Raw genomic sequence first — 15,045 nt, 5'->3', positions numbered from 1 at the left:
AATCAACATTAGTATTTATCAGAACTCTTTCCTCTATAATTCTATCACAGCTTATTTAGACTTGCAAGTTTTAAATGGTAACGGCCACCTGGGGATATTTGGAAAATATCGAAATTAAGATTTAAACAATCATCATCCGAAGATCAACCGAACAGTACCAGGTCCAAAACGTCCGTTTTGGACCTGGTACCAAAGGTTTTAAAACAGAGACAACTGATTTCGTTCCGGCATTCCCTCCAGTGAGCCGTGCTCTCTTAAAACTTCAATTACCGTAGAAGTTAGAGAAGTTCGGTTTGATAACTCTTCAATAGAAGTAAAATCTGATTTTTGTCTTTCAAGAACAACACTTTCGGCAGCACTTCCACCGAGCCCCTGAAGGCTGATTAGTGGTGCTAAAAGTTTATTCTCCTCTTTTTTAATAAAGCGGTCAGCTTCAGATTCATAGATATCAACCGGCAGGAACTCAATTCCTCTGATCATAGCTTCCAGTACAATTCTTAAAACAGTAAGAGTTCCGCTTTCTTTCGCTGTCATATCATTACCTAGAGCTTCCAGCTCTTCAATCTTATTAATCACCTTTTCTCTGCCATTACAGGCAAGCTGGGCGTCAAAATCACCAGCTTTAATTGAGAAATAAGCAGTATAAAAGGCAGCAGGATGGTGGACTTTGAAATAAGCAATTCTGTAAGCCATTGTTACATAGGCCGCAGCATGTGCCTTGGGAAACATATATTTAATCTTTTTACAGGAATCAATATACCAGTCCGGCACACTATTTTCCCGCATTGCCTGTTCTTCTTCTTCAGTCAGCCCTTTACCTTTACGAACATGCTCCATAATCCAGAAAGCAGTTGATGGCTCAACTCCACGCTGAAGTAAATAGTTCATAATGTCATCTCGAACTGAAATAACTTCTGCCAGTTCTGCTTTGCTATCTCTAATTAAATCTTGAGCATTGTTTAACCAGACATCAGTTCCATGAGAAAGTCCACTAATTCGGACCAGTTCTGCAAAAGTGGTCGGTCTGGTATCTCTGAGCATCTGCTGAACAAACGAAGTTCCAAACTCGGGTATTCCTAATGTACCAATATCAGTTCCCAGCAGTTCGGGGTCAACTCCAAGAATCTCAGTACTAGAAAAAATGCTCATTGTATCCGGATCATCGAGGGGAATATCCTGAGGTTCAATCCCTGTCATATCCTGCAGCAGTCTAAGTGAAGTAGGATCATCGTGCCCGAGTAGATCAAGTTTTAAAATTCGTCCACTTATTGAATGATAGTCAAAGTGGGTTGTTCTAATATCGGTATCCTGATCATTAGCCGGATGCTGAATTGGGCTGAAATCAAATATTTCATTAGATTTGGGAACAATCATTAGCCCTCCCGGATGCTGTCCGGTGGTCCTGCGAACTCCAGTACAACCTGCTACCAGACGATCAATTTCTGCTCTTTTGACCTCCATGCCTTTATCATCAAGATAATTTTTGACAAAACCAAAAGCGGTGCGGTCTGCAATTGTAGAAATTGTACCTGCTTTATATACATAATCTCTACCGAAGAATTCTTCTGTATATTTATGGATCTTACCCTGGTATTCACCAGAAAAGTTTAAATCAATATCAGGTACTTTATCTCCTTTGAAGCCCATAAAGACTTCAAATGGTATATCAAAACCATCTTTTATATATTCAGTTCCACAGTGGGGACAGACTTTATCTGGTAAATCAACTCCGGTTCCAATTGACCCATCAGTAATAAATTCATGTTTAGAACACTGAGGACAGCGGTAGTGTGGCGGCAGTGGGTTAACCTCTGTAATTTCGGTCATCGTTGCCACAAATGAAGAACCAACAGAGCCTCGCGACCCTACCAGATATCCATCCTCAAGTGATTTTTTAACCAGTTTATGGGCGATTAAATAAATAACTGCAAAGCCATTTTCAATAATTGAAGAAAGCTCTTTTTCCAGCCTGTCAATCACTAACTGTGGCAGCTCTTCTCCGTAAAACTCGTGTGCCCGCTCATAAGACATCTGACGGATTTCTTCTTCTGCTCCTTCAATCTCCGGGGTAAATAGTCCATCAGGTATTGGTTTAATCTTATCGATCTTAGCAGCGATTTTATTAGGATTTTCAACCACAATTTCTTTTGCTGTTTCCTCGCCAAAATATGAAAATTCATTGAGCATTTCCTCTGTTGTTCTGTAATAAATTGGCGGCTGCTGATCAGCATCGTTAAAACCCTGACCTGTCTGTAATATTTCTCTAAAAATACTGGCTTTAGGATCCAAAAAGTGGGCATCTGTAGTTGCTACCACAGGTTTGTTTAATTCCTGACCGAGCTGATAGATTTTACGATTAATTTCTTTTAGATCATCTCTGGAATTAACCTTGTCCGGAATTAAAAATTGATTATTGCCCAGAGGCTGCAGCTCTAGATAATCATAGAGCTTTGCTATTTTCTTTATTTCATTTCGTGGTCTGTTGTTCACAAATGCTTTATATATCTGACCTGCCTCACAGGCTGATCCGATAATCAATCCCTCTCTGTGCTGGAGAAGCACACTCTTTAAAATTCTTGGCTTTTTATAAAAATTATTTAAATGAGAAATTGAAATCAACTTATAGAGATTTTTAAGCCCCTTTTTGTTCTCTGCCAGAATCACAGCATGAAAAGGACGCAGATCCTTCCAATCTATTTTGGAAATATAACTGTTGATCTGATTAAGATTATCTGAGCCGTCAGCCTTTATGATTTCTAGCAGGTTAAATAAGACTTCTGCTGTTGCAGCTGCATCATCCAGAGCCCGGTGGTGGTTTTCTAAATCTACACCAAAATATTTAGCAAGTGTGTTAAGCTTGTGATTTTTACTGTCTTTAACTAAGGCTCTTGCCAGCCCCAGAGTATCAAGTACTGTGTAGTCATCTTTTTCGATTTCTAATTTTTCAAGTGCTGTACGAATAAATCCATAATCAAAATCTGCATTATGAGCTACCAGTACACCATCTCCAGCAAAATTAACAAAATCATTGATTACAGCCTCCAGGTCTGGAGCATCAGCAACCATTCTGTCATTAATTCCTGTGATCTCAGTAATCTTAGCCGGAATTTTTACACCTGGATTGATAAATGATTTAAATTCATCGATTTTTTCTCCATTTTTTATCTTTACAGCTCCAATTTCAATTATTTCGTGCTGGGAAGGATTTAAACCGGTAGTTTCTAAATCAAAAACAATAAATTCTGTCTGATCTATAGCTGAAGGATAGGGGTTGTTAATAATTGGCTCACCATCATCAACCAGATAGGCTTCAACGCCATAGATGATCTTTACTCCGTGCCTTTCTCCAGCTGAATAGGCATCGGGAAAAGCCTGAACAACTCCATGATCTGTAATCGCAATTGCCTGGTGGCCCCAGTCTCCAGCCCTTTTTACTACATCTTTAACATTAATAACAGAATCCATGGCGCTCATCTGAGTGTGCAGGTGGAGTTCAACTCTTTTTTCTTCAGCTTGATCCTGTCTTTTTTCTTTTTCTACAGGCACCAGATCGTTAAACATAATCCCCCATTCTTTACTATAGGGGTCAAAAGTCACTTTACCTCTGATTTTTAAGTGCTGTCCTTTAGCTAAACCATCTAAAAAATCATCTTTTTCGTCAGTAAAAGTTTTAGCAGAAATAGAGCTGTCATAGTCTGTAATCTTTAAAATATAAAGATAGCTTCCCTTGCGTGTTTGGCGGACATCCATATCGAAGAGATCTGCCTCAACAATAACAGACGGAATTTCAGTGTCTAAATCGACTAGATCATGAGTTTTTTGGCCTCTGATTACCCGACCGTAGCGGCCTTTATTTTTGCTGCTTTTACGCTTAGTAGAGCGTGATCTCCCTTGTGAACCTCCCTTTGAATAGTTTTGAGAAGGAGGAGCAGTTCTTTCCGAACGCTGCTTAAACTTAGTCGGATCGGCCTTTTCTTCTATTTCCGGCAGGAAGTCTCCATTGTGGACACTAACTTTTTCAATTCCACTCAAATATTTACTAATATTATTTTCCAGAAAACTAATAACCTTTGGCTGAGCCAGCTTTTTCTGTGCCATTTTTGTTTCTACTTTAATTTTTAATTCCTGCTCTTCTAAAAATAACTGAGCCCTTTTTAACCAGTTATTAGTAAAGGAAAAATAGACCTCAAAATTTTTAATTATTTGAGGCCAGATTAAAAATAGCTCCTCTTTTAATGTTAGATCGGTTATTATTTTTAGCTGAAAATCATTTTTCTTAAAAGCTATTTTCTTTTTTATTTCAGATTCTGCAGCAGCAGAATACTCATCATCTGTAATACAACAAATAGTCTTTTCGTCTTGATTATAAATTAAATATCTATATAGATTTGAATTTTCTCTTAAGATTACTGCCTTTGTCATTAAATACTCCTTCCAGATGAAAAATCAAAACTTAAGAGATCTCTGTAAACAGTTTTTCGACCTCTGCTTCCAGATTATCAAGTTCAATTTCTAGCTTATTATTATTTTCTCTAATCATTGCCTCTACCACACCATTTTTTAGAGAACGGGAACCAATAGTTAAGCGCAGTGGAATTCCAATCAATTCAGAATCATTAAATTTAACTCCAGCTCTCTCATCACGATCATCAATTAAAACTTCCCAACCCTGAGCTTTTAAATTCTGATATATTTCTTCCGATTTTTCCTGAACCAGATCATCATTTCCCAGAGGCAGAATAATAATTTTAAATGGTGCAATTGCCTTAGGCCACTTAATTCCATACTGATCATTATTCTGCTCAATTGCCGCTGCAACCAGTCGAGTAATACCAATTCCGTAACTTCCCATTACTATTGGCTGTGCTTTTCCATTTTCATCAAGATAGTTGGCACCCATATTTTCACTGTATTTAGTTCCCAGCTTAAAGATATGACCAACTTCAATTCCAGCTTTAATATTTAACTTACCCTGGTCACATTTTGGGCATCGCTCTCCACCTCTTACTGAACGAAGATCTGTAAATGCTTCTACTTCAAAATCTCTACCAGCTTTAACATTTTTTAGGTGGTAATCTTTTTCATTTGCTCCAACTATTGCTCCCGACATATTTTTAAGGCGCTGATCAGCAACAATTCTTACCTTATCCAGATCTACAGGCCCAATAAAGCCGGCAGCACTGTTAAAGAGTTCTGCAAATTCTTCCTCTTCAGCTGCCCGAAGTTCATTTGCCTGCAGATAATTTGTCAGTTTAATTTCATTTAATTCATCTTCTCCAGAAACAAGAGCTAAAACAGCTTCCCCATCAGCTACCATTGCAACTGCTTTAATCATCTTAGCTGCAGGAACTTCAAGATATTTCTCCAGCTCGCTGATAGTTTTAATCTCCGGAGTATGTATTTTTTCGGCTTCTGCTTCAACCTCAAAGTCTATATCAGTCTTTTTAGAAGTAGCCCTTTCTACATTGGCTGCATAGTCACAGTGGTTGCAGAAAGCTATCTCATCTTCGCCGGAATCAGCCAGCACCATAAATTCGTGGGAATCCTTACCTCCCATGGCACCGGTATCTGCTTCAACAGCTACAGCTTCCAGGCCGCATTCTGCAAAAATACGCTCATAGGCATCATACATTTCCTGATAACTTTTATCGAGACCCTGATAGTCAATATCAAGGCTGTAGGCATCTTTCATAATAAATTCTCTGCCCCTCATTACACCAAAGCGGGGTCTAATCTCATCTCTAACTTTAGTCTGAATCTGATATAAATTTAGAGGCAGATCTTTATATGATCTAACTTCATCACGAACCAGATCAGTAACAACTTCCTCGTGAGTTGGTCCCAGACAGTATTCCCGAGCTTTACGATCATTAAATTTGATCATCAGAGGTCCAAATTTATCCCAGCGTTTAGAATCCTTCCAGATTTCAGAAGTCTGCATAATCGGCAGCAGAACTTCCTGAGCCTCACTATTGTCCATGTGTTTTCTGGTGATTTTTTCGATTTTTTTAATCACCCGATAACCTAAAGGTAAATATGAATAAATTCCTGAAGAATGTTTTCTCATCATGCCTGCTCTCAGCATGAGTTTATGGCTGACCACCTCAGCTTCTGCAGGATCTTCTTTTAAAGTTGGTAAATATAATTTTGACATGCGCATCCTAATCACTCCTCGTATAATATATAGATATTATTTATTTTTTAGCAGCTGTCTAATTAAAATAACTTAAAGTTTGTTAATTTCTTTCATCAATTCTTCTAATAATTGATCTTCTTTTACTTTTTTGATAATCTTTCCTTCTTTAAAAATCAAACCTTCTTCTATTCCTCCGGCAACACCAATATCAGCTTCCTTTGCCTCACCAGGACCATTAACCGCACAGCCCATTACTGCAACGGTAATTTCCTTATCAATTTTCATCAGTTCTTTTTCGACTTTTTCTGCGAGAGCAATCAGGTCAATATTAGTTCGGCCACAGGTAGGACAGGAGATAATTTCTACTCCCTTTTTTCTGAGCTCAAGTGATTTTAAAATCTGCCAGCCGACTCTTACTTCCTCAACTGGATCACCGGTCAATGAAACCCTCAATGTATCACCATAACCCTGAGTGAGCAGTGCTGCAATTCCCGCAGCTGACTTAATCGTTCCCCGCCAGGGTGTTCCTGATTCTGTAATCCCAATATGGAAGGGATAATCAACTTTCTCAGCCATCAATCTATAAGCCTCAATCGTTGTCGGAATGTGGCTTGATTTTAAAGAAATTACTATATCCTTAAAATCATTTTCTTCCAGAATATTTACATTTCTCAAAGCACTTTCAACCATCGCCTCAGCAGTTGGTCCACCGTATTTCTGCAGCAGTTCCTTTTCGATTGAGCCGGAGTTACTGCCAACTCTGATTGGAATCTGCTTTTCTTTACAGGCAAGTGCAACTTCCTTAACCCGCTGATCGCTACCTATATTGCCGGGATTAATCCGCAGTGCATCCACTCCATTTTCAACTGCCATTAAAGCCAGCTGGTAGTCAAAATGAATGTCAGCAACCAGTGGTATATTTATTCTTTCTTTTATTATTTTCAGTGCCCGCGCAGCATTTTTATCCGGTACAGCAACTCGAATAATCTCACAGCCAACTGCTTCCAGCTTTTTAATCTGGTCTACAGTCGCCTCAACATTTTCAGTTTTAGTGTTACACATGGACTGTACAGAAACCGGTGATTTTCCACCAACCGGCTGCTCAGCAAAATTAACAAGCCTGGTCTTTCTTCTATTATACATAATTCACCTCTTAATAATTAACCCTATTTAAATTAAAAATCGATTTCAAATAATAAAGTTCTGTTTAAAAGAAAGTTCTCATCAGATCATTATAAATAATAAAAAGCATCAAAAGCATTAAAATTGCAAAGCCGATCATATGCACATAGCTTTCTTTGCGCGGATCTACAGCCTTTCCTCTAATCATTTCAATGACAATAAATAATATTCTTCCCCCATCTAGAGCAGGAAAAGGAAGTAAATTGATAATTCCTAAATTAATACTGATTATTGCTGTCCAATTTAAAACATTCAAAATACCTACTCTGGCAGCCTGACCAATGATCGAAGCAATCATTATTGGCCCACCAATATCTTCAGCTGAGCTTTCTCTAAACATCTGCACAAAACCAGAAATAGTCATCACAAAAACCTGGTACGACTGCTGCAGGCCAAGAGAAATAGACCTCAGAAAAGAAACATTTTCTCGAATCAGCTGTGGGTAAACTCCAATTACTCCTCTGTCACTGTCTTCACTCAGAACCGGAGTAACGTTAATTGTATTTACTTCTCCATTTCGCTGATAACGAATACTAATTTCCTGATCAACATTTTCTCTAATTACAGCAGACATTTCCGCCCAACTGTTAATTTCCTGATCATTTATAGCCAAAATGCGGTCATTTGCTCTTAAGCCAGCCTCAGCTGCAGGCTGTTCCGGTATTACTTCACCCAAAACTGCATCTTCAATAGTTGAGGTGGGAACACCAAAAACTGCAAAAGAAAATATAAAAATTAAGATTGCCAGCAGAAAATTCATAATTGGCCCCATTAGGATGACTGCCAGTCTCTTAAAGGTTGACTTTTGTGTAAATAGGCGTCCAGCTGCTTTTGCCTGATCATAAGTTTCTTTTTCAGCTTCAGGCATTGAATCATCAGCAGGAAATTCACCTACCATATTACAAAAACCACCAAGCGGAATCGCTCTGATAGAATACAGAGTCTCTCCAACTTTTTTGGAGATCAATTTGGGACCAAAACCAAGCGCAAACTCAGAAACCATTATATCTGATTTTTTTGCTGTTATATAATGTCCAAATTCATGAATAAAGACTAAAACTCCGAGAACAATAATAAATGAAACAATAGTTAAAACCATTCTTTAATAACCTCCACTGCCAGTCTGCGAGCTTCCTGATCAGAGTTTAAAATTGCCTCTAGATCAGGTTCAAAAATATTCTGATGCTGATCCAGAACTGAAGCTACAACCCTACTCATAGCTAAAAATGGAATTTCTCCCTTTAAAAAACTGTAAACTGCAATTTCATTTGCTGCATTCAATACTGCTGGATAGGTACCGCCAGCTTTACCTGCAGTATAAGCATATTTTAAGTTAGGAAATTTATCGGTATCTGCCTGAAAAAATTCTAAAGCGCCAATTTGATCAAGTTCCAGGTTACTGCCTGCTGTTTTTAATCTTCGAGGATAAGTTAAACAATACTGAATCGGTATTTTCATATCTGCCGGTCCCATCTCTGCCAGAATTGTCCCATCAAGCAGTCTAATCATCGAATGAATAATACTCTGGGGGTGAACCAGTACTTTAATATCATCATAATCACAATCAAATAACCAGTGAGCCTCAATCACTTCAAGTCCTTTATTCATCAGCGAAGCAGAGTCAATAGTGATTTTGCTTCCCATCTCCCAGTTTGGATGATTAAGAGCACCCTCAACTGTCACCTCAGTTAATTCTTCCTGAGAATAAGAAAAGAAAGGCCCACCTGAAGCAGTTAAAATAATCTCATCCAGTTCACTCTGGTGTCCTTTTAAAAGCTGAAAAATCGCATTATGCTCACTGTCAACCGGAAGCAGCTTAACATTATTTTCCTTAACCAGTCTGGTCAAAACCGGACCTCCACTAACCAGCGATTCTTTATTAGCTAAGGCAATCTCATTACCAGCTTCAGCAGCCGCAACAGAGGGCTCAAGCCCCGCAAAACCAACAACTGCATTTAATAATAGATCCACTTTTTCGGCAGCAGCAGTTTTTAAGCTATCCTTACCGCTTAAAACCTCTGTTTTGTTTGCAGCCGCAGTTAATTTATTTTCTAAGTCCTGAGCCGCCTGGTCATCAACTACTACTACAAATTCTGGCTGATATTTTTTGATCTGCTTATATAAAAGTTCAATATTTTGGTAGGCAGTCAGGGCCTTGACCTGCCATGTTTTTAATTCACTTATTACCTCCAGCGCCTGACATCCAATTGAACCTGTAGAACCAAGTATAGTAATTTCTTTCATTTATTTTCACCTCAAAAACTAGATTTTTATTATTTTTTGATATCAATTAAGTCAGAGTCAACAATCGCTTTTATAATAACTAAAAAAGTCGGTCCTACAACAAAACCTATAGCTCCCAAAATCCTGAAACCCGAAAATAGAGCAATCATTGTTGCCAGAGGATGCAGGCCGAGACTTTTACCCATAATTTTACCCTCAGAAGCAGAGCGAATGGCTGCCAGAAATAAATGCAGAATAAAAAGAGCAAAAGCCTGAGAAAAATTACCGAAAATTATTGAGATTATAATCCAGGGATAAAACAGAAGAGCAGGACCAATGATTGGAATCAAGTCCAGCACAGCTGCTGTTGCTCCAACAATTAAAGCATACTGGTTACCAATAATTTTAACACCGATACCAGCTACCAGACCACTGATAGAAATCAAGATCAGCATTGCTCTTATATATCCAATAGCTGAGCGGTTCAGCTGAGTAAAAACATTTGCTATTTTAGGCTGAACATCTTCTGGAAATATATTCACCAAAAAGAGCTTGATATTATCACGATCTCTGCTGATAAAGAAAGTAGCTATAAATGCAATAAATAAAATCATAAATAAGCTTGGAAGCTTTGTTAAAAATTCTAAAATACTATTAATTACTGAGATTAAAGCATCTCTTATTCCATTATATAAAAGCTGCAAATTGCTGTTGATTGCATCTTTTACGGCATCTGATATTTCCCAGTTTTCCATAAAGTTTTCCAGCTGTTCGTTTTGTTCTGAGACCCATTTGATTTGAGAATCAATTGATCGATAATCAGGTAAGTTTTTCAGCAGCCTGTTTAATTCCAAATACCCCTGGGCACCACCAATTATTATCATCGTCACCAGAATTACTATTACAAGCACGAGGACTATAACCACTGTAAAACCGCGGTGAATTGGGATATTCTGATCAAGAAAATCAACAATGGGGTTGATCAAACTTGCAATGACAGCTGCAATAATAAAGGGAGTGAAATAGATAAAAACATGTTCTAAAATAACCAGACTGATTAATAAAAATAAAAACATTAAAAAATATTTGATATACCATTTGCTGATATTCATCTAATTCACCCCAGTAGTAAGATTATAAAATAATATGTAAATGGTGCGGTAAAGATAAAACTGTCAAAACGATCAAGTATTCCACCATGACCCGGGATAATAGTTCCTGTGTCTTTAACTCCAAAACTTCTTTTAACACAGGATTCAAAAAGGTCACCTAAAATTGCTATTACAGGAAAAGTAAATGCAAAAATAAAGTAATAGATGTTTAAAACTTCAAAAAATAAAGCTGTTAAGATAATAAATAAAGCCGTAGTCAAAATTCCTCCAACTGCTCCAGCCACAGTTTTATTAGGGCTGATAACAGGAGCCATTGGTGTTTTACCATATTTTTTACCAACAAAGTAGGCACCGGAATCAGTCAGCCAGGTAGCAATTAAAACCAGCCATAAAGCACTGGTTGCAAAAAATGGTCCCTGATTGAGATCTCTTAAAAAAACAGCAAAAGATAAACCACCACCAATATAAATCACAGAAAAAAGCTGATGACTAATATTTTTAATAAAATTTTCTTCCTGATAATTATTTAAATTATATAGATATAGCGCAAAAATAATAATGAAAAATATAATGCCGGATGGAAGATAATTAAAATCATTAGAAATGAGATAAACATTAAAAACTATTAAAACTGCAGCTACTGATATTATACTTTTAAGTGTTTTTGACTCTATATTGAGCATGCGGTTATATTCTCTAACTGCCAGACTAACAATTACACTAACAGTTAAAAAAAACGGAAATGAACCTGAAAAAACTAAGAATATTAATAATAAAATACCTATAATTGCACTAATCACTCTCTTTTTAAGCATTACCATCACCGTCTTTTAAGCCGCCAAATCTCCGCTCACGATTTTTGAAATCTTCAATTGCATTTTTTAGATCTTCTTCATTGAAGTCAGGCCAGAACTTTTCTGTGAAATATAATTCTGCATAAGCCGACTGCCATAGCAGAAAATTACTTAAACGCAAATCTCCTCCGGTTCTAATTACCAGTTCAACATTTTTTAAATCCTGACTGTATAAATAACTGCTGAAATCATTCTCCTGCAGATTATCCAGTTCTATCTGATTATTTTTATAGTCTGCAGCTATTTTTTTAGCAGCGTCAATAATTTCAGCCCTGCCTCCATAATTGAAAGCAATATTTAAAGTTAAATTTTTATTCTCTGCTGACTTCTCTTCAATATAATTAAATTCTTCAATCAAATTTTTAGAAAGGTTTTCTTTTCTGCCCAGGAATTTTATTTTAACTCCTCTATCCAATAATTCTTCTATTTCATTCCTTATTGTCCTTTTCATGAGAGTTAATAAAAAATCAACCTCTGCCTTCGGCCTTTTCCAGTTTTCTGTAGAAAATGCATAAACAGTTAAAGACTCTACTTTAAACTTTGCTGCAGCTTTTACTATTTTTTTTAAGGTTTTAACACCCTCTTTATGACCGGCACTTCTACTTTTATTTCTCTTTTCTGCCCAGCGGCCATTACCGTCCATAATTATTGCAATGTTTTTGGGAGTAGTCATTAAATCATCCCTTCCAATTAATTAATTACCCCCTAAAAAGGGGGCATAAATTAGCTGTTATATTGAAAAGACCAGGTTATAAGATAATAATCTTTTTCATTTTCTATCTTTAGGACTCTTTTCTGTCCCTTATTTTTAAATTTATTATCATAATGAGCTGGAGGTTTAATCTGCTTAAGTTGATAATCAAACTCATTATCTTCCATAAAATCTACTGCTCTCTCTAGTGGAGAAGCTAAAAAGTTTTCTAGCTCCATATTTAAACTTCCATAATCTCTTCTTCTTTTTTATTAACAATATCATTTAATTTTCCTATATATTCATCAGTCAGTTCCTGAACATTGTCCAGTCCTCTGTGCATATTATCCTCAGAAATCTCACCTTCATCTTCCAGCATTTCAAGTTCTTCATTGGCGTCTCTTCTGATAGCTCTGATCGCTATTCTACCTTTTTCTGCTTTTTCATGTAGGATTTTAACCAGTTCTTTTCTTCTTTCTTCAGTTAACTGTGGAATATTAATTCTAATTACACTACCATCATTGCTGGGGTTTAAGCCGAGATTCTCCTGCATAATTGCTTTTTCAATTGTTTCAATATTATTTTTATCCCAGGGCTCAATTACAATTTGTCTGGCCTCAGGCGCAAAAACTTTGGCCATCTGCTGAATGGGTGTTGCTACCCCGTAATTATTTGCTTTAATATTTTCCACAAGTGAAGGTCTAGCTCTACCTGTTCTAATAGTATTTAAATCTTCTTTTGTTTTTTCAAGTGTTTTTTCCATTTTGTTTTCTGTTTCTTTCATTACTTCTCTAAACATAAATTTGACCCCCTAAAATATGATTATTAACTAACAGAAGTTCCAATGTTTTCGCCGAGTAATACCCGCTTAATGTTGCCCTCTTTTTTAACTGCAAATACTTTTAAAGGAATTTTATTGTCCATACATAGAGAAACAGCTGTAAAGTCCATAACTCTAAGGGAGTTGTTTAATAAATCAATATAAGAAAGTGTTTCGTGTTTTTGAGCATCTTCATTAACAGCTGGATCGGAATCATAAATTCCATCAACATTTTTAGCCATCAAAATTGCATCTGCAGATATTTCGGCAGCTCTAAGGGCAGCAGTTGTATCTGTTGAGAAAAATGGATTACCTGTACCTGCTGCAAAAATAACAACTCTTCCTTTCTCCAGATGTCTAATTGCTCTCCTTCTAATATAGGGTTCAGCAATCTGACGCATCTCTATTGCAGACTGAACTCGAGTTTCAATATCAAATTTTTCTATCGCATCCTGCAGGGCAAGGGCGTTTATTACTGTAGCCAGCATCCCCATATAATCAGCAGTACCACGGTCCATTCCCTTTGCACTACCTGCAATACCTCTAAAAATATTACCTCCACCAACTACAACTGCCATTTCAACATTTGTAGTTTTGACAACATCACTAATTTCAGCTGCAATTTTTTTGATCATTTGCGGGTCAATACCAAAGCCATTATTACCGGCGAGAGCCTCCCCACTAATCTTAAGCAGTATTCTTGAGTAAACTGGTTTTTCTGTCATTATATAATTAACCTCCATTAAATATTATTCTTCAATTTTAAGCTAATTCCTTTTTTATAAGCAAATTTACTTAAAAAAAGAGAACACTATCTCTAAGTGCTCTCCTTTTTTAATTATTATTGATTTTTTGTCATTGCAGCAACTTCAGCAGCAAAGTCTTCTTCTTTCTTTTCAATACCTTCACCAATTTCGAAACGAGTAAACTGCTTAACTTCCATATCATTTTCTTCCAATATTTCAGCAACAGTCTGATCATCGTCTCTAACAAATGGCTGCTCTAAAAGACAGACCTGGGTATAATACTTATTGATCTTACCTTCTACAATCTGATCAATAATATGCTCAGGTTTACCTTCATTTAACATCTGCTCTTTATAAATCTTCTTTTCTTTTTCGATAGACTCAGCATCTACAGAATCACGATCTAAGAATTCTGGATTGATGGCTGCAATATGCATTGCAACATCTTTGGCAGTTTGAGCCTTTTCTTCAGTAAATTCATTGGCAAATTCTACTAAAACACCAATTTTACCGCCCATATGGATATAACCAAATAAATATCCATCTGTTTCAACTCTTTTGAATCTTCTCAGATTGATATTCTCACCAATATTAGCAATTGCTGCCTTAATAACCTCACTTACTGTTTCGCTGTCATCTTTAAACCAGGCTTCATTTTCAACAGCTTCTACCTCATCTGCCTCACTCTGCATTAAATGCTCAGAAATATCATTAACAAGGGCCTGGAAATTATCATTTTTAGCAACAAAGTCAGTTTCAGAATTAACTTCAACCAGAACACCTTTTTTGCGATCATCACTTATATTTAAGCTTACTAATCCCTCAGCTGCAACTCTACCTGCTTTTTTAGCAGCGGCTGCCATACCTTTTTCTCTTAAAAACTCAACAGCAGCTTCAATATCGCCGTCAACCTTATTAAGAGCCTTCTTGCAGTCAAGTACACCTGCACCAGTTCGGGAACGAAGCTCTTTTATATCTTTCATTGTAACTCCCATTTATTAAAAACCTCCTTATAATAACGAATAAATATTAACTAAATTATGCTAGAAAAAAAGCGCTGCAAAGCATAAAACTTTACCAGCGCTTTTATTAATTCTTAATTATTCAGCAGTATTTTCTTCAGCTTCAGCTTCTTTTTGAACTTCAGCTTCCTGTTTACCCTGCTTTCCAGCAAGTACTGCGTCAGAAATAACACTGGTAATCAATTTGACAGCTCTAATAGCATCATCATTACCAGGAATGACATAATCTATCAGATCTGGATCACAGTTTGTATCTAAG

Annotated in this window: 13 protein-coding genes; all 13 read right to left on the bottom strand. The window is 36.8% G+C overall.

Features of this window, described 5'->3' with window-relative positions:
* Positions 1-198 precede the first annotated feature (198 nt).
* Positions 199-4,422, bottom strand: coding sequence for a PolC-type DNA polymerase III (locus tag CI949_RS00915; RefSeq protein WP_290762190.1), 4,224 nt, complete (start codon positions 4,420-4,422; stop codon positions 199-201).
* Between the two features lie 31 nt (positions 4,423-4,453).
* Positions 4,454-6,160, bottom strand: a complete 1,707-nt coding sequence (locus CI949_RS00910; protein WP_290762187.1) for a proline--tRNA ligase — start codon at positions 6,158-6,160, stop codon at positions 4,454-4,456.
* 66 nt (positions 6,161-6,226) lie between these two features.
* Entirely contained in the window at positions 6,227-7,279 is a 1,053-nt protein-coding gene (gene ispG / locus CI949_RS00905; protein WP_290762184.1) for a flavodoxin-dependent (E)-4-hydroxy-3-methylbut-2-enyl-diphosphate synthase, read from the bottom strand.
* A 64-nt stretch (positions 7,280-7,343) separates the two neighbouring features.
* On the bottom strand, positions 7,344-8,417 hold the full coding sequence (gene rseP / locus CI949_RS00900) for an RIP metalloprotease RseP (RefSeq protein WP_290762181.1): 1,074 nt from the start codon (positions 8,415-8,417) through the stop codon (positions 7,344-7,346).
* Positions 8,408-9,562: a 1-deoxy-D-xylulose-5-phosphate reductoisomerase gene (locus tag CI949_RS00895; RefSeq protein WP_290762178.1), complete on the bottom strand. Its 1,155-nt coding sequence runs from the start codon at positions 9,560-9,562 to the stop codon at positions 8,408-8,410. The genes rseP and CI949_RS00895 overlap by 10 nt, the downstream gene beginning before the upstream one ends.
* A 29-nt stretch (positions 9,563-9,591) precedes the next feature.
* Complete coding sequence (ytvI, locus tag CI949_RS00890) at positions 9,592-10,653, bottom strand: sporulation integral membrane protein YtvI (protein ID WP_290762175.1); 1,062 nt, start codon at positions 10,651-10,653, stop codon at positions 9,592-9,594.
* Positions 10,654-10,658: 5 nt separating this feature from the next.
* A complete protein-coding gene (locus CI949_RS00885) occupies positions 10,659-11,468 on the bottom strand; it encodes a phosphatidate cytidylyltransferase (protein WP_290762173.1) in 810 nt (269 codons plus the stop codon).
* Positions 11,461-12,180 (bottom strand): isoprenyl transferase, encoded by a 720-nt coding sequence (locus CI949_RS00880; protein ID WP_290762170.1) that lies wholly within the window; start codon positions 12,178-12,180, stop codon positions 11,461-11,463. Before CI949_RS00880 ends, CI949_RS00885 begins: the two co-directional genes overlap by 8 nt.
* 50 nt (positions 12,181-12,230) lie before the next feature.
* Positions 12,231-12,437, bottom strand: coding sequence for a hypothetical protein (locus tag CI949_RS00875; protein ID WP_290762167.1), 207 nt, complete (start codon positions 12,435-12,437; stop codon positions 12,231-12,233).
* 2 nt (positions 12,438-12,439) lie between these two features.
* Complete coding sequence (frr, locus tag CI949_RS00870; RefSeq protein ID WP_290762166.1) at positions 12,440-12,997, bottom strand: ribosome recycling factor; 558 nt, start codon at positions 12,995-12,997, stop codon at positions 12,440-12,442.
* Positions 12,998-13,023: 26 nt separating this feature from the next.
* The gene (gene pyrH / locus CI949_RS00865; RefSeq protein ID WP_108140868.1) at positions 13,024-13,743 is read right to left on the bottom strand and encodes a UMP kinase; all 720 of its coding nucleotides are present in this window, start codon (positions 13,741-13,743) and stop codon (positions 13,024-13,026) included.
* A gap of 116 nt (positions 13,744-13,859) precedes the next feature.
* Positions 13,860-14,759: a translation elongation factor Ts gene (gene tsf / locus CI949_RS00860; protein ID WP_290762162.1), complete on the bottom strand. Its 900-nt coding sequence runs from the start codon at positions 14,757-14,759 to the stop codon at positions 13,860-13,862.
* Positions 14,760-14,864: 105 nt separating this feature from the next.
* The coding region (locus CI949_RS00855; RefSeq protein ID WP_290762158.1) for a 30S ribosomal protein S2 at positions 14,865-15,045 on the bottom strand (181 nt) is incomplete at its 5' end.

The organism is Halanaerobium sp. (assembly GCF_003070835.1).
The sequence above is the reverse complement of the archived record's forward strand: the minus strand, read 5'-3'. Positions and strand labels throughout refer to the sequence as shown.

Bases quoted from the DNA above. Each gene is read 5' to 3' on its own strand.
- CI949_RS00915 (WP_290762190.1), bottom strand. From the start codon at position 4,422: ATGACAAAGGCAGTAATCTTAAGAGAAAATTCAAATCTATATAGATAT.
- CI949_RS00910 (WP_290762187.1), bottom strand. From the start codon at position 6,160: ATGCGCATGTCAAAATTATATTTACCAACTTTAAAAGAAGATCCTGCA.
- ispG (WP_290762184.1), bottom strand. From the start codon at position 7,279: ATGTATAATAGAAGAAAGACCAGGCTTGTTAATTTTGCTGAGCAGCCG.
- rseP (WP_290762181.1), bottom strand. From the start codon at position 8,417: ATGGTTTTAACTATTGTTTCATTTATTATTGTTCTCGGAGTTTTAGTC.
- CI949_RS00895 (WP_290762178.1), bottom strand. From the start codon at position 9,562: ATGAAAGAAATTACTATACTTGGTTCTACAGGTTCAATTGGATGTCAG.
- ytvI (WP_290762175.1), bottom strand. From the start codon at position 10,653: ATGAATATCAGCAAATGGTATATCAAATATTTTTTAATGTTTTTATTT.
- CI949_RS00885 (WP_290762173.1), bottom strand. From the start codon at position 11,468: ATGCTTAAAAAGAGAGTGATTAGTGCAATTATAGGTATTTTATTATTA.
- CI949_RS00880 (WP_290762170.1), bottom strand. From the start codon at position 12,180: ATGACTACTCCCAAAAACATTGCAATAATTATGGACGGTAATGGCCGC.
- CI949_RS00875 (WP_290762167.1), bottom strand. From the start codon at position 12,437: ATGGAGCTAGAAAACTTTTTAGCTTCTCCACTAGAGAGAGCAGTAGAT.
- frr (WP_290762166.1), bottom strand. From the start codon at position 12,997: ATGTTTAGAGAAGTAATGAAAGAAACAGAAAACAAAATGGAAAAAACA.
- pyrH (WP_108140868.1), bottom strand. From the start codon at position 13,743: ATGACAGAAAAACCAGTTTACTCAAGAATACTGCTTAAGATTAGTGGG.
- tsf (WP_290762162.1), bottom strand. From the start codon at position 14,759: ATGGGAGTTACAATGAAAGATATAAAAGAGCTTCGTTCCCGAACTGGT.